This is a genomic window from Pseudomonas sp. DNDY-54 (assembly GCF_019880365.1).
Lineage (GTDB): Bacteria > Pseudomonadota > Gammaproteobacteria > Pseudomonadales > Pseudomonadaceae > Stutzerimonas > Stutzerimonas stutzeri_P.
In genome coordinates this window covers 305341-320548 of record NZ_CP082271.1, presented here as the reverse complement: position 1 = coordinate 320548, position 15208 = coordinate 305341, and the positions used below count along the sequence as shown (strand labels likewise).

Annotated in this window: 18 protein-coding genes; 10 read left to right on the top strand and 8 right to left on the bottom strand. The window is 63.7% G+C overall.

Going from position 1 to position 15208, the window contains the following annotated elements:
- Positions 1-161 precede the first annotated feature (161 nt).
- From K4O48_RS01520 to K4O48_RS01510, 3 genes are all read left to right on the top strand, one after another.
- The gene (locus K4O48_RS01520; RefSeq protein ID WP_222910443.1) at positions 162-605 is read left to right on the top strand and encodes a ketosteroid isomerase-related protein; all 444 of its coding nucleotides are present in this window, start codon (positions 162-164) and stop codon (positions 603-605) included.
- A gap of 105 nt (positions 606-710) precedes the next feature.
- Positions 711-1376 (top strand): DUF2238 domain-containing protein, encoded by a 666-nt coding sequence (locus tag K4O48_RS01515; protein WP_222910442.1) that lies wholly within the window; start codon positions 711-713, stop codon positions 1374-1376.
- Positions 1377-1538: 162 nt separating this feature from the next.
- Positions 1539-1892 carry a hypothetical protein gene (locus tag K4O48_RS01510; protein ID WP_222910441.1) on the top strand — a complete coding sequence of 118 codons (354 nt, stop codon included), beginning with the start codon at positions 1539-1541 and terminating at the stop codon, positions 1890-1892.
- A 167-nt stretch (positions 1893-2059) separates the two neighbouring features.
- On the opposite strand, the gene K4O48_RS01505 is transcribed toward K4O48_RS01510, so the two are convergent.
- The 8 genes from K4O48_RS01505 to K4O48_RS01470 are packed head-to-tail and all read right to left on the bottom strand — an operon-like array spanning position 2060 to position 8836.
- Positions 2060-3712: a proton-conducting transporter membrane subunit gene (locus K4O48_RS01505; protein WP_222910440.1), complete on the bottom strand. Its 1653-nt coding sequence runs from the start codon at positions 3710-3712 to the stop codon at positions 2060-2062.
- Positions 3709-5205 (bottom strand): complex I subunit 5 family protein, encoded by a 1497-nt coding sequence (locus K4O48_RS01500; RefSeq protein WP_222910439.1) that lies wholly within the window; start codon positions 5203-5205, stop codon positions 3709-3711. The genes K4O48_RS01505 and K4O48_RS01500 overlap by 4 nt, the downstream gene beginning before the upstream one ends.
- Entirely contained in the window at positions 5202-6626 is a 1425-nt protein-coding gene (locus K4O48_RS01495; RefSeq protein WP_222910438.1) for a complex I subunit 5 family protein, read from the bottom strand. Before K4O48_RS01495 ends, K4O48_RS01500 begins: the two co-directional genes overlap by 4 nt.
- On the bottom strand, positions 6623-6904 hold the full coding sequence (locus K4O48_RS01490; protein WP_222910437.1) for an NADH-quinone oxidoreductase subunit K: 282 nt from the start codon (positions 6902-6904) through the stop codon (positions 6623-6625). Before K4O48_RS01490 ends, K4O48_RS01495 begins: the two co-directional genes overlap by 4 nt.
- Complete coding sequence (locus K4O48_RS01485) at positions 6901-7812, bottom strand: hydrogenase subunit MbhD domain-containing protein (protein WP_222910436.1); 912 nt, start codon at positions 7810-7812, stop codon at positions 6901-6903. The genes K4O48_RS01490 and K4O48_RS01485 overlap by 4 nt, the downstream gene beginning before the upstream one ends.
- Positions 7805-8101 carry a cation:proton antiporter gene (locus tag K4O48_RS01480; RefSeq protein WP_409518914.1) on the bottom strand — a complete coding sequence of 99 codons (297 nt, stop codon included), beginning with the start codon at positions 8099-8101 and terminating at the stop codon, positions 7805-7807. The genes K4O48_RS01485 and K4O48_RS01480 overlap by 8 nt, the downstream gene beginning before the upstream one ends.
- Complete coding sequence (locus tag K4O48_RS01475) at positions 8094-8345, bottom strand: monovalent cation/H+ antiporter complex subunit F (protein WP_222910435.1); 252 nt, start codon at positions 8343-8345, stop codon at positions 8094-8096. The genes K4O48_RS01480 and K4O48_RS01475 overlap by 8 nt, the downstream gene beginning before the upstream one ends.
- Positions 8345-8836: a Na+/H+ antiporter subunit E gene (locus K4O48_RS01470; protein WP_222911930.1), complete on the bottom strand. Its 492-nt coding sequence runs from the start codon at positions 8834-8836 to the stop codon at positions 8345-8347. The genes K4O48_RS01475 and K4O48_RS01470 overlap by 1 nt, the downstream gene beginning before the upstream one ends.
- Positions 8837-9369: 533 nt before the next feature.
- On the opposite strand from K4O48_RS01470, the gene K4O48_RS01465 reads away from it, so the two are divergent.
- The 7 genes from K4O48_RS01465 to K4O48_RS01435 all read left to right on the top strand — a co-directional run bounded on the left by K4O48_RS01465 (position 9370) and on the right by K4O48_RS01435 (position 15149).
- Positions 9370-11052, top strand: a complete 1683-nt coding sequence (locus K4O48_RS01465; protein WP_222910434.1) for a carbon starvation protein A — start codon at positions 9370-9372, stop codon at positions 11050-11052.
- Complete coding sequence (locus K4O48_RS01460) at positions 11049-11312, top strand: cory-CC-star protein (RefSeq protein ID WP_222910433.1); 264 nt, start codon at positions 11049-11051, stop codon at positions 11310-11312. Before K4O48_RS01465 ends, K4O48_RS01460 begins: the two co-directional genes overlap by 4 nt.
- Positions 11303-12295 carry an ArsA family ATPase gene (locus K4O48_RS01455; protein WP_222910432.1) on the top strand — a complete coding sequence of 331 codons (993 nt, stop codon included), beginning with the start codon at positions 11303-11305 and terminating at the stop codon, positions 12293-12295. Before K4O48_RS01460 ends, K4O48_RS01455 begins: the two co-directional genes overlap by 10 nt.
- Before the next feature lie 298 nt (positions 12296-12593).
- Entirely contained in the window at positions 12594-13262 is a 669-nt protein-coding gene (locus K4O48_RS01450; RefSeq protein WP_222910431.1) for a CsgG/HfaB family protein, read from the top strand.
- 17 nt (positions 13263-13279) lie between these two features.
- Positions 13280-13642 carry a DUF4810 domain-containing protein gene (locus K4O48_RS01445; RefSeq protein WP_222910430.1) on the top strand — a complete coding sequence of 121 codons (363 nt, stop codon included), beginning with the start codon at positions 13280-13282 and terminating at the stop codon, positions 13640-13642.
- A gap of 9 nt (positions 13643-13651) precedes the next feature.
- The gene (locus tag K4O48_RS01440; protein ID WP_222911928.1) at positions 13652-14329 is read left to right on the top strand and encodes a DUF799 domain-containing protein; all 678 of its coding nucleotides are present in this window, start codon (positions 13652-13654) and stop codon (positions 14327-14329) included.
- 244 nt (positions 14330-14573) lie between these two features.
- Complete coding sequence (locus K4O48_RS01435; RefSeq protein ID WP_222910429.1) at positions 14574-15149, top strand: antibiotic biosynthesis monooxygenase; 576 nt, start codon at positions 14574-14576, stop codon at positions 15147-15149.
- Positions 15150-15208 lie beyond the last annotated feature (59 nt).

Genomic DNA, 15208 nt, shown 5'->3' with positions numbered 1-15208 from the left:
TACTAGTTCGCCGCATCGCAGTCGCCACGAACGATGTTTGCCCTACTGAGCAATGCTCTGGACAGTCATGCAACCGGGCCGACGAAGGGCTCGCTCGATGGATGCCCACAGGATGTGGCGGCTGTTAGAGTTCGGTTCCCTCCACGCAATGGACGCATCAGATGTCACTGGACGACAACAAACGACTGGTTCGTAACCACATCGACCTGAGCTGGAACCGCGGACACCTCGCCTTGGCCGAGCAGCTGCACAGCAAAGACTTCCTCTACAAAAGCTCGTTTGTTGGCCATCCCTTGGCCAGCGCCGAGTTCGTGGCGATGGTTGCCCAGATCCGCACCGCTATGCCGGACCTTGAAGTTGTGGTTGAGGAGTGCGTCGCTGAAGGCGACAAGGTGGTTACCTGGAGCACGCTGATCGGCACGATCGAAAACGCAGCGCTCGGCTACCCACCCAGCGATAAAGTGCTGAGTATTTCGGCAATGGCATTCTGGACGCTGTCACTCAACGGGCAAATTCGCGAAATCTGCACCATGTTCGACATGGAGAGCTTCCGCTCTCAGCTCGGGCTGGCGACACGCACGTACGCCGATAAAGCGCTGCCCTGAAGATCGCAAGCACGCTCGAACCGTAGCGTTTAGTCGGTTCACAGCCGTCATCGCCTTGGTTTTGTGGTCCATTCACATGCACCCCGATTCAGGAAAGGCCGTTGAATGCACCGACCGCTGTTGCTCAAAACCCTGGTTTGCCTCGTTGTCCTTGCCCTGCTGGCGTCTGCCTTCAACCCGCATGACCGCACCACCTGGCTGATGGAGATTCTGCCGGCCGCGATTCTGTTGCCGCTGCTTGTCTGCACGCATCAACGGTTTCCGCTCTCATCCCTGCTTTATCTGCTTTTAGCCATTCAAGCACTGGGGTTGATCGCCGGAGGGCACTACAGCTTCGCGCGTGTGCCGGTGGGGTCCTGGCTCCAGGACTGGCTGGAGCTCAGTCGCAACCCCTATGACCGCCTCGGGCACTTCTTTCAAGGCGTCGTGCCGGCGCTGACCGCGCGTGAACTACTGGTGCGCCTGGACCGGGTCCACGGCAAACATCTGCTGCCGTTTGTCTGCGTGTGCATGGCGATGACGCTCAGCGCGGTGTACGAACTGGTCGAGTGGGCCGCTGCGCTGGCGCTCGGCCAGGGCGCTGAAGAGTTTCTCGGCATGCAGGGCGATCAGTGGGACACCCAGGCCGATATGTTCTGCGCCCTGCTCGGCTCGCTGGTGGCGATGACGCTCCTGGTGCGTTTGCATGACCGCTCGATGCGGGCCATCAATCATTCGTTCAATTGGACGAACAAACAGAACGGAATAACCAATCAAATACGCGGCAATTAACTATTGCACTCATCGATTAAAGCAATTGGATAATCTGCTCAATTAGCACTGCTGTTATTAACATCACGATTGTCGATTACCACTATTGATACGCTCACGTTTGAGCAATACGTCCTCGCCCGTAGCATTGGCTCCGTACCCACTCCTACCGAGGACACCGTCATGAAAACGCTACTTGCAAGTTTAATTCTGGCCAGCGTCACTTCGACCGCGTTTGCGGTGCCGCCAACCCATCCACAGCCGCTGCTGGGTGAGGCGCAGGGCGCATCGACCGTTCAGAACGAGGTATTAGTCGATCGAACTGTTTCGGAAAATGGCTTTGATCGCACGCCGCTGAGCGAGCAATTTGCCGAAGGTGGATTCGATCTTACGCCGTTGGGCGAGCAGCTCGCTGAAGACGGGTTCGACCTGACACCCCAAGCGGATCACGTCGCAGATGACGGATTCGACCGCACGCCGTTGGGTCAGTTGTTGGCCGAGGATGGCAGCGACAGAACCGGGCTCGGCACCGCCTGACGCCTAATGCTTCATCTCAAGGCGCCGTTGGCGCCTTTTTATTGCCGCGATTTTCATTTGGTTATTTCGTTAGTACTTCTTTTCGTTGTTTATCTGTCTTGGCGCGCAACGCTATTAATTAGCTAGCGCTCGATTTGATAACTAACACGAGCGAGCAACTACAAGTGTTACCACAACCAGCCCAACCACAATAACGCGGCCAGCAGCCCAGTACTTAGTGCGAGTGCACCTCTATTCCAGAAGCGATTCCAACGACGCTCGCGGCGGCGCCAGCGCGACCGATCCGGATGGAACACCGGCACGGCCAACGGCGGCCGCTGCACCAGCCGTTTGAGTTTCAGTGATGACCACAGCACCGGATCGGGCATGCTGGCGAGCCACGCGGGCACTGCCCACCCCCGCGTTATGGCCACTCCCGCGATGCCGAGCGCTACCAGCAACGGCCAGAGTGCCGCCCAGACGCCGCCCGGGTACAGCCCATGCAGCATAGGCGCGCGCAAGGCGGGCCAAGCCCATGGCAACAGCAGCGACAAACTGCTGAGCAAGGCCCAAGGCAATACCTGCAGCACGGGTGGTCGGCTACTCGGCGCATCCGTGGCATCGCGATGTAGCAGCCACAGCGCGCGGGTTAGCAACAAGGCGGTGGTCAGGCTGCTAACGGTCAACCAAGGCAGCCAGGCTTCGAACGCGCCGGCATGCCAGGCGTCTTTCAGCGCCGTCTTCACGGCACCACCGCTGGTCAACGGCAGTCCGATGATCGCCAGCGCAGGCACCGCCAACAGCAGCCAACCGCTGCGCGGCAAACGCCCGGCGTGGATCAGGCCAGCCGCAAGGAACAGCGCCCCTTTGGCCAACCCATGATGTACGCCGTAGAGCACCAGCACGACGGTCAGCGCCTGTCGCTGCTGCGGGTGGTGCCAGGCCAGCGCCAGCAACATCAACAGATAGCCCATCTGGCTGACAGACGAGTAAGCCAGAACTGCCTTGGCCTTGCCCGCGCATAGCCCCAGCAGCGCTGGGTAGATCGCGCCGAAGATGCCGACGGCGAGCAGCACGTCGGCCCAGCCGGACAGCAACGAATCCTGTTCAGGCAAGCAACGCCAGAGACCGAGAAAACCCGCCTTGAGCATCGCGCCGGACAGTACCGCACTGGCCGGTGCCGGCGCGGCCGGGTGCGCCAGGGGCAGCCACACGTGCAAGGGCCAGAACCCGGCTTTCAAGCCGAGGCCGATCAGCAACAGCAGCAAGGTGAGCCCATCCATCGGCAATGTCTGCCAGGCGACAAACGAGAAGTCACCGTCCGCCGCATGGCTGCGCAGCATCAGCGCCGCCAGCAGCGCCATTTCGCCACAGATCGCCAGTTGCAGGTACAGCCGCCCTGCTCGACGGGGCCCAGGGCCGCCCTGGTGCACGATCAATCCGTAGGCAGAAAGGCTCATGGCACTGAAGCCGAGATAGAAGCTCAGCGCATCGGTGGCGATGATCAGCAACAGGTTGCCTGAGAGCGCCAGCAGCCAGAACGTCCAGAAGCGCATGCGTTTCGGGTCATCCCGTTGACTGCTGCTGGCAAAGACTCCCGCGCAGCCCCAGAGCAGCGCCGTGAAGCCGAGCCAGGCGCGGTTCAATAGATCGTCCGCCCCCCAGCGCACGCCCTCCCACAACATAGGCAAGTCCAGCGCGGGCATCGGCCAGATGACCATGGCTAACGCGGGTACGCACGCCAGCCAGAGCCAACCGATCGCGCGATCGCGCAGGGTCAGCAAGCCCAAACCGGCGAGTAATGGCGCCAGCGGGACGAGGAGCCACAGCCAGGCGCTCATAGTTCGAACTCCCGCCGCACGATCAGCTGCGCCCACCCCAGCGGGCTTAGGGCGGTGCCGGCGAGCACGCCCACCACCACCGCCAGTAGCGCGGTAAACATCGCCGGCAGCAACAGCATCCAGTGCGTCTCCCAGCGCTCCTCGCGCCAGTTGTCTTCGTGCCAATCAGCCGGTTCGGCAAACCAGCCGCGCCACAACAGCGGCAGGAAATAGCCCGCGTTGAGCAACGCCGACCCCATCAGCACCAGCAATACCCAGTCCTGACCAACCTCCAGCGCGCCCATGCCCAGCGCCCATTTGCTGACGAAGCCGGCGATCGGTGGAATGCCGATCATCCCCAGCGCGCCGATGCTGAAGGCGGTCATGGTCAATGGCATGCGTCGGCCCACCCCATCCATTTCGCGAATGCGATGGATACCCAGCGTTTCGGCGAAATTACCGGCGCAATAGAACAGCGTCACCTTCATCAGCCCCTGATGCACCAGGTGCACCAGACCGCCCACCGCTGCAATTGGCCCGAGCAGCGCGACGCCGAGGGTCACGTAGGACACCTGACTGATGGTCGAATAGGCCAGGCGTTTCTTCAGTTCCTGTTGCTGCAGCGCCCGTAGCGACCCGTAAAGAATTGTCGCGGCGGCCAGCCAGAGCAGCGGCCCGGCCATGTCCAGCCGGGCTAGCGCCTCGGCGCCGAACACGTCATAGACCACCCGGATGATGCCGAACGCGCCGGCCTTGACCACGGCGACAGCGTGCAGCAGCGCACTGACCGGCGCGGGCGCCACCATTGCCTGCGGCAACCAGCCGTGCAGCGGAATCAACGCCGCCTTGACGCCGAGCCCGGCGACCAGCAGCACGAACGCCACGCGCAGTGCCAGATCGTGCTCGCCGACGGCCTCGAGCAGATAGCCACCGGGCTGGAAATCCTGCCCGCCCGCGAGGCCGTGCAGCAGCGCTACGCCCATCAGCACCAGCGCACCGCCGCCCACGGTGTAGGCCAGGTAGACCCGCCCGGCGCGCAGCGCTTCAGGCGTGCCACGATGCACCACCAGCGGAAAGGTCGCCAAGGTCAGCATCTCGTAGAACAGCAAGAAACTGACCAGATTTCCCGCCAGGGCCAGGCCAACCGTGGCGCTGACGCACAGGCTGAAATAGCCGAAGAAGCGCGAACGCAGCGGCGACTTCTCCAGATAGCCGATGGCGTAGATCGTCGTCGCCATCCACAGCACCGACGACAGCGCGACGAACAGCAGTGACAGCGCGTCGCCTTGCAACACCAGCGGCGCGCCGGGGAGGAACGGCAGGCTGAAGCGAAACTCGAGGCCACGGCTGACGCCGTAGATCATCGCGCCCACCAAGAGCAATTTGACGCCTACACCGCACAGGTTCAGCGCCACCCGGGTCCGCTGCTGATCCTCGCGCAGGGTGAATATCAGCAATCCCGGCACCAACGAACTGAGGACGATTGCCAATGGCAGCCAGTTGGTCCAGCTCATCGTGCGACCCCGCCAAGCCAGAGCAGCAGGGGCTCGCTGATCAGCGCCAGGCTGAGCACCAGTAGCGCCGGCAGCATGGCCAGCCATTGTGCAAGGCGATCGGGCACGACACTGGGCGGGTTCGGCCGCGCACGGTCGAAGCCCAGCGCCACCACTCGAAACACATAGGCAGCGGACATCAGCGTGCCGAGCAGCACGCCGAACGCCCAAGGCCAATGCTGCGGCTGCTCGAACAGCGGCTGAAGTAACAGCCATTTGGCCAGAAAGCCCCCGCTCGGCGGCAAGCCGATCAGGCTGGCGCCGGCCACGGCAAAGGTCGCCATAGCCACCGGCATGTTCTGACTGGCACCTTTGAGCGCGCGCACCCGACGCGTGCCGAGCACGCGCTGCAGCTCACCGGCAGCGAGAAACATCGACACCTTGGCCAGACCGTGAGCGAGGATGAACAGCCACAGCGCCGCCGTCATGCGCGGCTCCTGCCAGTGCAGCAGCAGCCCTAACGTCAGCAACGCATAGCCCAGCTGCGCGACCGTCGAGTACGCCACGAGCATTTTCAGTCGCGGCGCGCGCAGCGCCGACCAGCCGCCGGAAATCAGCGCGAGAATGCCGGCGGCCGCAAACAGCACACCCGCCTGGCGTCCCAGTTCGGGCGGGGCGATCTGACTCCAGACCAGCCAGAGGATGTAGATCGGCCCTTTGACCACCAGCGCCGAGAGCAGCGCGCTGACGGCCGTTGGCGCGCCGGAGTGTGCCGGCGGCAACCACAGGTGCAGCGGCCACAATGCGGCCTTGAGCATCAGGCCGACGCTCATCAACAGCAGCGCCAGGCGGGTGCTGGCGTCCGCCTCGGCCAGTTCCGCCAGCAGCAGGACATCGAGCACACCGTAACGGCCATACAACAGCGCGACACCGAACAGATAGGCGAGCGATCCGGCCAGCGACAGCATCAGGTAGTTGAAGGCGGGACGGTAGGCCTTGCGCCCGGCCAGCGCCACCAGCGCCACCGCCGTCAGGCTGAGCAGTTCGAGCGTGACGTAGAGGTTGAACAGGTCCGCCGACAGCCACAACGCCGCCAGGGCCCCATGCAACAGGCAGGACAACGGCCAGTAGTCCTCACTGCCCGTGGCATGTGGGCTACGCGCGGCATAAAGCGCTACCAGCAGATGCAAGCCGGCGGTGAACACCATCAGCAACGCGGTCAGCGGAGTGAGCTGGAAGCGGATGGCCAACGGAGTATCCCAACCGCCGATATGCAACAGTTGCGGGCCCAGCTGCATCACCTCGTGCAGCGCCGCAGATGCCGCCAGCAGACTGGCGAGGCTGATGGCGATCACCCACAGGCCGTTATGCCGCGGTTGTAGCAGCACCAGCAGCAGCCCCCCGAGCAGTGGCAACGCGAGACTCAGCAAGGCCAGGTTCATGGGCGCCGCTCCCCATTACCCTGCACCACCCCGGCCAAGCGCAAGGCCAGCGCTGTCGCACTGACTGCCACCACCAGCCCGGTGACCACCAGGGCGACCAGCAGGGGATCGCTCGGCTGGCTGCGCGCCGCCAGCGCAATCAGCACCAAAAACACCCCGCTGCCCATCAGGTTGAAGGCGATGATCCTCCGCAGCGCCTGGCGAAGGGTCACCAGCCCATGCAGGCCGAGCAGCCAGAGCGCGGCTCCGATGGCCATCCAGAACAGTGCGCTGCTCATGAGGACGGCTCCTCACCTTTGCCAATCACCAACAGGCTGAGGCTCGCAGCGATGGATAACGTGGCCACCGCCTCGATCAGCAGGATGACGAGCTTGGCCGACCCGTCAGGGTAGTTCAGCCAACCCTCGCCCAGCCAGGCGGTAGAGACCGCAACGCCGGTAAACACCAGGAGACCACCCAGCACCAACAACCGCAGCGGCGCGAAGGACCAGCGCAGCCTCGGCAGCAGCCCGGACAGGCGCAGCAACACCACCCCCGCCGCCAGTAATGCGCCCGCCTGGAAGGCACCGCCAGGCGCACTGGCGCCACGCCAGAGAATGTAGCCGGCGGCCAGCACCAGCAATGGCGCCAATACTCGCGCCCAGGCACGTAGCAGCGGCCAGGGCTCGGCCAGATCGAGCCGGCGCGGGCCAAGCTGCCGCGCGCCGAGCAGCGCCAGCAGCAGGACGGCCAGTTCAAGCAGTGTGTCCCACGCGCGCAAATTGAGCAGCACGGCGGTGACCGGATGGCTGACGCCGGTTTGTGGCAGCACGCGGTCGATCTCGGCCGGCAGCGTGGACACCCGATCAGCCAGCGGAGCAAGCCCCTGCACCAGCATGATCAACAAGGGCAGCACCACGACCGCGGCGGCCAGGCGCTGGCGGATCGGGGTCATTTCCGGCAGCTCAGCCGGCCCCGGCTGCCGCGCCAGTGCCGCGAACAACAACACCCCGGTTAATCCCGCCCCGATGGCCGCCTCGGCCAGCGCCAGATCCGTTGCGCCCAGGCGCGCCCAAATCAACGCCAGCGCCAGCCCAAAGGCAATGAACAGCAGCACGCTGGCATACAGATTCCGCCCGTGCAGTGCGCCGAAAGCAAGACCAAGCACCAACAGGCCGAGCGCGCCGTCGAGCAACCACTCAGTCATCGTCTGCCTCCTCGCCGGCCTGACGCGCCAGCAGTTGGCAGGCGGTGGCGCTGGACGCCAGCAGCAAGAGCCATATCAACAACATCTGCCCCACTTCGAGGAGGCTCTCGGCGCGAATCGAAAGACCGGCGATCACCAGCCCAAGTCCCAACGTGTCAGCCTTGGTCAGGGCGTGTAGACGACTGACCGTATCGGGAAAACGCAGCAGGCCGATGCTGCCGGCGGCGAAAAACAGCAACCCGCCGATCAGCAACAGCCAACTCAAGACCGCGAGGACCTGATCAATCATGGCGGCTCCGTCGCAACAGCTGGACCAGCGCGGCACTCGCGACCGCCGCCAGCAGGCCCAGCAATAACGCCACATCGCGCAGCGCCGGTTGCTCCTGCCATTGCGCCAGCACCAGCAGCAGCGCCGTGCCGGCCGTGCCGAACAGCTGGATCGCCAAGAGCCGGTCCACACGCTGCGGCCCGAGCACCACGCGGCCCAGGCCGACGATGATCGTCAGCAGCAAGAGCGTCGAGTACAGCGCCATCAGCGCCCGCCCTCAGCGCACATCAGCCGCACCAGACGTGCTTCCAACTCGACGACGGTCGGCTCCCACGACTGCCGCTGATCCAGCACATGCACGCGCATGCAGTCCGCCTCGACCCGTGACGCCAGGGTGCCCGGAAGCAAACCGACCAGTGCCGACAGCATCAACCGTACCCGCGGCGATTCGCTACGCAATTGATAGTCGAGCCATGCCGGCTGTAATGGCCGCCGAGGGTGGAGCGCACGCACCGCTACGTCCCAGGCACCCAACGCCATGCGCCCCAGAAAAAACCAGACGAAACCCGGCAACGCGAGCAATGAGGGCTTCCATGGGTTCAAGCCCAACCAGAGCGATAGCCCTGCGGCGAGCAATATGCTCGGTACGCCGATCGGCCAGCCGTCACCCTCGGCGAAAAGCGCCCAGATCAGCGCGTAGATCAGCACCCAACCCAGCCCGTCGAGCCAGCGAATACGTGACCCGCTTCGTTCCATCATTACTGCTCCTTGTTGTGGTCAGTGGGTTGGGGTGGGAACGACGAATCGACTGACCGCCTTCGCGCCACCCGCAGCGCTATGAATACCCACACCGGGGACGGCGCCCGATTGACCGGCCGGCCCAGCAATGTGCTGTTGGGCATGCTGCAATGGCGCGCCTTGTCACCGGTTCATAGGACATTGGCCAGGAGAGTGTCGCGGACCGGGCAACTGACGAGGCGCATCTGCAAATCGGCATTGATGCTGACTGGCGACAGCGACGTGAGGCGGTCCATGACCAGCTCCAGAATTTCTGGCGCGTCTTTCAACGGACCTGAACCGCCGGCCAGGGTTCGCGTTTCGCTATCAACGGACGGCTCAGCCTGGCCGTTCCAGACGCCAGCGCTCGGCCGCCGCGCCCGCTGACAGCGCCCCTGATGGGCGGCGAAACCTTTTGCGCCACAGTCGCTCGAAGCTCAATCAGTCAAGTCCGGGCAACAGCCCAAGCCTGCGTGATGCCTGGACCGGGCACGCGTGCGAGGAGCTTTCAGATGAGTGCGATTGCGTTGATGATTGTGGGGCTGGCGGCAATGTCGCTGGGGTATCTCTTCTACTCGAAGTTCATCGCGGAAAAGATCTACCGCCTCGACCCCAACTACCGCACCCCCGCCCATACCATGCGAGACGGCGTCGATTACGTGCCGACCAACAAGTTCGTGCTCTGGGGCCACCACTTCACCTCGGTGGCGGGCGCGGCGCCTATCGTGGGACCGGCGATCGCGGTGATCTGGGGCTGGGTACCAGCGTTTCTGTGGGTGGTGCTGGGGACCATCTTCTTTGCCGGGATCCACGACTTCGGCGCGCTCTGGGCCAGCGCGCGCAACAAGGGCCAGTCGGTGGGGATGCTCAGCGGCCGGCTGATCGGCTCGCGTGGGCGCAGCCTGTTTCTCGTCGTGATTTTCCTGGTGCTGCTGATGGTCAACGGCGCCTTCGCGGCGGTTATCTCCAACCTGCTGGTCTCCACCCCCACGTCGGTGATTCCCGTGTGGGGAGCGATTGCCGTGGCGCTGGTGATTGGCCAGCTGATCTACCGCTACAACGTCAAGCTGCTGTGGCCGTCGCTGGGCGGCGTCATCGTGCTCTATCTCTTGATCCTGCTGGGCAATGCCTACCCGGTCGCCCTGCCGGATACGGTAATGGGGCTAAGCGCCAAGTCGTTCTGGATTCTGCTGCTCTTTGCCTACGCCGCCATCGCCTCGCTGTTGCCGGTCTGGGTACTGCTGCAACCACGCGACTACATCAACGGCCTGCAACTGTTCGTCGGCCTTGGCCTGCTCTATCTGGCGGTGCTGTTCGGCGCCCCGGAGCTGGTTGCCCCGGCGTACAACGCTGAGCTGCCGGCCGACAGCCCGAGCATCGTGCCGCTGCTGTTCGTGACCATCGCCTGCGGCGCCATCTCGGGCTTTCACGGGCTGGTCGCATCCGGCACTACCTCCAAACAGCTCGACAAGGAAACCGACGCCCGTTTCGTTGGCTACTTCGGTGCCGTGGGTGAGGGCATGCTTTCGCTGGCGGCGATCATCTGCTGCACCGCCGGTTTCGCCACTCTGCTCGACTGGCAACAGGTCTACACGGCCTTTGGGCAGGGCGGTGTGAATGCCTTCGTTCAAGGCGGCGGCACGCTGCTTGCCAACGGGCTGGGCCTACCGGCGGATCTGGGCTCGACCATTCTCGCGGTCATGGCCATCCTCTTCGCCGGTACCACCATGGACACCGGCCTGCGCCTGCAGCGCTTCGTGATTCAGGAAGCCGGCGAGCTGGCCGGCATGAAAGTGAACACGCTGGTCGGCACCCTGATCGCCGTGGGCGTGTGCATGGCGCTGGCCTTTGGCGCGGGCTCCGAGGGCAGCGGTGGCATGGCCATCTGGCCACTGTTCGGCACCACCAACCAGCTGCTGGCTGGCCTGACGCTGTCGATCATCACCGTATTGCTGATCAAGCAAGGCCGACCCGCGATGTACACGCTGGTGCCGCTGGTGTTCCTGCTGGCGATGTCGATCTACGCGCTGCTGGTGCAGATGGGCCAGTTCTACCGCGCCGAGAACTGGCTATTGCTGGGCATGGATGTGGTCATCCTGATCGCCGCGCTGTGGGTCACGCTCGAAGCGATCATTGCCATGCGCAAGGGTCGCGACCCGGCAGCCGACCTGACCACGGACGAACCGCTGCCGTGACGCCGCGACCGTTATTCGAACGTCTCTCGGCCGGGCTGAAGGAATTCTACGTCGCGCCCTATCGGCGCACCTTTGCCCGCGCCCGGCGCGACGAAGACGATCTGTTCATGTTGCTGGTCTTCTCCGAAGCACTGGGCGTGCCCAACCCCGCCGCCTGGTACACCCTGGAGCTGATGCCGGACCTCTACGAGCGCTTCCACGACTGGCATCAGCGTATGGGCATGGAGCATTCACCGCTGGATCACATCGGATGTTGCTGACGCTGGGGGCGCAACGCCGGGTGCTGTTCATCGGCGGCAAGGGCGGCGTCGGCAAAACCACCGTCGCCGCCGCCACGGCATTGCAGCAGGCACGTGCCGGGCGCCGTGTGCTGCTGATCTCCACCGATCCAGCACACAATCTCGGGCATCTCTGGAATCGCTCGATCGGTTCGCACATCGTGCGTCTGGCCGCCGGACTCGACGGCCTAGAACTTGACCCCGACGAAACCGTTCGCCAACACCTCGACGAGGTCGGCAGCGCCCTACGCCGCCTGATGCCGCCGCACCTGGCTGGCGAGGTCGACAAGCACATGGCGTTGTCGCGCGACGCACCCGGGATGCACGAAGCGGCGTTGCTCGAACGCATCGCGGACACCGTCATCCAGGGTCTGGACGACTACGACCTGCTGGTCTTCGACACCGCCCCGTCCGGCCACACCTCACGGCTGATGGCCCTGCCCGAAATGATGACCGCGTGGACCGAAGGCCTGCTGCAGCGCCAGGAACGGAGCAAGCGCTTCGGTGACGTGCTGCGCAATTTCGGCAAGGACGACAGCGGTCTCGGTGAAAGCGTGCTCGGCCAGGAAAAGGCGGGCGGTGAAGACCGCCAACAGCGCGTGCGCCAGTTGCTCTACCGACGCCGCGAACGCTTCGGTCAGCTGCGCGATCTGATCCGGGATCGGCAGCGCTGCGCCTTCGTCATCGTTCTCGCCGCCGAGCGCCTGCCGGTGCTGGAAACCATCGAACTGCAGGCACAGCTGCAACGCAGCGGCATTGACGTCGCCGGATTGGTGGTGAACAAACGCTCACCAGCCGACGCCGGCGCTTTTCTTGCCGAACGGCATGCCCAGGAACAACGTCACCTGGACACGCTGCAGCAAGCACTGCCGGACCTGCCGCTGCAGCAACTGCCCCTGCTCGCCGAGGACGTGGTCGGTGAAGCCGCGCTCGACGCGTTTGGCGAACGTCTGTCGCGCAACTGATCGATCGGTTTCGCACCGTCGCGGACCCGACCGGTGGTAACCATGGTGCGTCCAACTGAGAACCACGACACTGGCACAGTGCCATCCGTGTTTGTAGACTCCGCGCCGTAGTCTGGCTACCCGATGCGTCCCAGCGGGTACGCGGCCGGACAAGGATCAGCCGCATGGATGCTATGCCCTCGCAATACACCGTGCCTTGCCTCCCGTCCCGCCGTGGCTCGCCCCATGCACACCCAGCCTTCCTGATAACAAGGCCTCATGGCCAATGCCCAACACACCATCACGAGAATCAAACGAGATGAACAAGAAGCTCATGGCCAGTCTGGTCGGTGTCAGCCTGCTGTTCGGCGGCTGCGCCACGGAGCAGTCGCGCACCCTTGAGGTGGCCAAAGTCACGTCTGCTACCAGTGTGTATCAAGGTCAGCGAAGCCCGATATCCGTTGGCAAGTTCGATAACCGCTCCAGCTACATGCGCGGTCTGTTTTCCGATGGCGTCGATCGGTTGGGAGGCCAATCGAAAACCATCCTGATCACGCATTTGCAGCAGTCCAACCGCTTCAATGTGCTGGATCGCGACAACATGAATGAGATTGCGCAGGAAAGCGCCATTTCCAACAAACGTGCACAGCTACGTGGCGCAGACTTCGTGGTAACTGGCGACGTGACCGAGTTCGGTCGCAAGGAAGTGGGTGATCACCAGTTATTCGGCATTCTAGGCCGCGGCAAGTCCCAGATCGCCTATGCCAAAGTCAACCTGAACATCGTTAACGTGAACACATCCGAAGTGGTGTTTTCGTCTCAGGGCGCAGGTGAATACAGTCTGTCGAACCGCGAAGTCATTGGCTTCGGCGGCACCGCCAGCTACGACTCGACCCTCAACGGCAAGGTGCTTGACCTGGCCATCCGCGAAGCCGTCAACAACCTCGTTTCAGGCATCGATAGCGGCGCCTGGCGTCCCGCCCAATAAACTCAAGGAAGAGCCCCATGACACGTAATGCAAACTGCGGCGCGGCCATTGCCGCGCTACTGTCGGCCGCACTGCTCACCGGTTGCGCCAACAACCAGTCGACTCAGCTGTACCACTGGGAAGGCTATCAGCCGCAGGTGTACGAACATTTCAAGCATGAAACCGGCCCGCAGGAGCAGATCGCCGCGCTCGAGGCCAGCCTGCAGAAGGCGCGCGCAGCCGACCGCTCTCCGCCACCCGGCTTTCACGCTCACCTGGGCATGCTGTACGCCGACGTTGGAAAGGCTGACCAGGTGCGCCAGCAATTCGAAACCGAAAAAGCCCTGTTCCCCGAGTCCGCTGCCTATATGGACTTCCTCATGCGCAACGTAGCGAAGTAAGAGGTCATGATGCGTTTAATTTCCCTCAGAACATTCCTGGTCCTCGCGGCCGTCGCGTTGACCACAGGCTGTGCCACACAAAAGGCACCCTATGACTACAGCGCCTTCGAGCGAAACAACCCGGCCTCGATCGTCGTGCTGCCGCCGGTCAATACTTCTCCGGACATCAAGGCCAGCTACAGCGTGCTGTCACAGGTCACCTACCCACTGGCCGAAGCCGGTTACTACGTGCTGCCCGTGGCCGTCGTTGATGAAACCTTCAAGCAGAACGGCCTGATGAACGCCGATGAAATGCACATGGCCCCGCCTGCGAAGCTGCGCGAGATCTTTGGTGCCGACGCTGCGCTTTATATGGAAGTCAGCCGCTACGGCAGCAGCTACAAGGTGCTGACCAGCGAAGTCGCGGTTGAAGCGAGCGGCAAACTGGTCGACCTGCGCAGCGGTGATGTGCTCTGGGAGGGCCGTGCGCTCGCGAGCACGGCAGAAAATCAGAACAACTCCGGCGGCGGCCTGGTGGGCATGCTGATCAGCGCGGCCGTCAACCAGATCGTCAACAGCCTGAGCGACCGCAGCCATGAAGTCGCTGGCATCACCAGCCATCGCTTACTGACCGCCAACCGTCCGGATGGCATTCTCAGCGGCCCACGCTCGCCGCTGTACAAGCAGAACCGACTCGCCAATCGCTGAGTCGTCTCGGCTGCGGCAGTGCGCCGCAGCCGCCTACACCACCTCCCCTTACTGCCGCCCCTTCCAACTGCTTCAAATCTCCGTATAGTGCGCCGTCGTCTTGGCTACGCCGACCTCTCGAGGTCTGGCGCGGTCCGATGACCAGGGCATGATCCTTGCCTGACTATTTCCGCAGCCCACCACCCCGGCGCTGCGTTTGCCGAGTGCCCTACCCGGGAGGCCGGCCTGTTGCTGGAGATACACGATGTCTACCGAACCCGTCACCCTGATGGTGGCCCGCCGCGTACGCGATGGCCGCTACCACGATCTGCTCGCCTGGCTGAACGAAGGCGAGTTGCTGGCTGCGGACTTTCCCGGCTACCTCGGCTCCGGCGTGCTGGCGCCGCCGCCTGGCGACGATGAGTTTCAGATCGTATTCCGCTTCGCCAATGAGCTGACCCTTGATGCCTGGGAGCATTCGGCCTCGCGTCGGGCCTGGCTGCAACGCGGCAGTGATCTGTTCGCCCAGCCGCATGAACAGCGCGCACGGGGAATCGACACCTGGTTCGGCCATAACGACATCACACCTCCTCCGCGCTGGAAGCAGAGCGTGGCGATCTGGCTGGCGTTCTTTCCGGTATCGCTGCTGTTCAATCTGATCTTCGGTGGCGTGCTCAGCGAGCTGAGCCTGGTGATGCGCATTCTGATCAGCACTCTCGCGCTCACGCCGCTGATGACCTACCTCTTCATCCCCCTGTCCACCCGCGTGCTTGCGCCCTGGTTGCGCACGCCGCCTCGTGCTGGGCTGCAGGCGACGAAGCAGGCCGTGACCGCCCGCTGATCGGAACGGCAACCGGAGCGACACAAAATCATTGCCGCCATTCATCTGACGCCATTAAA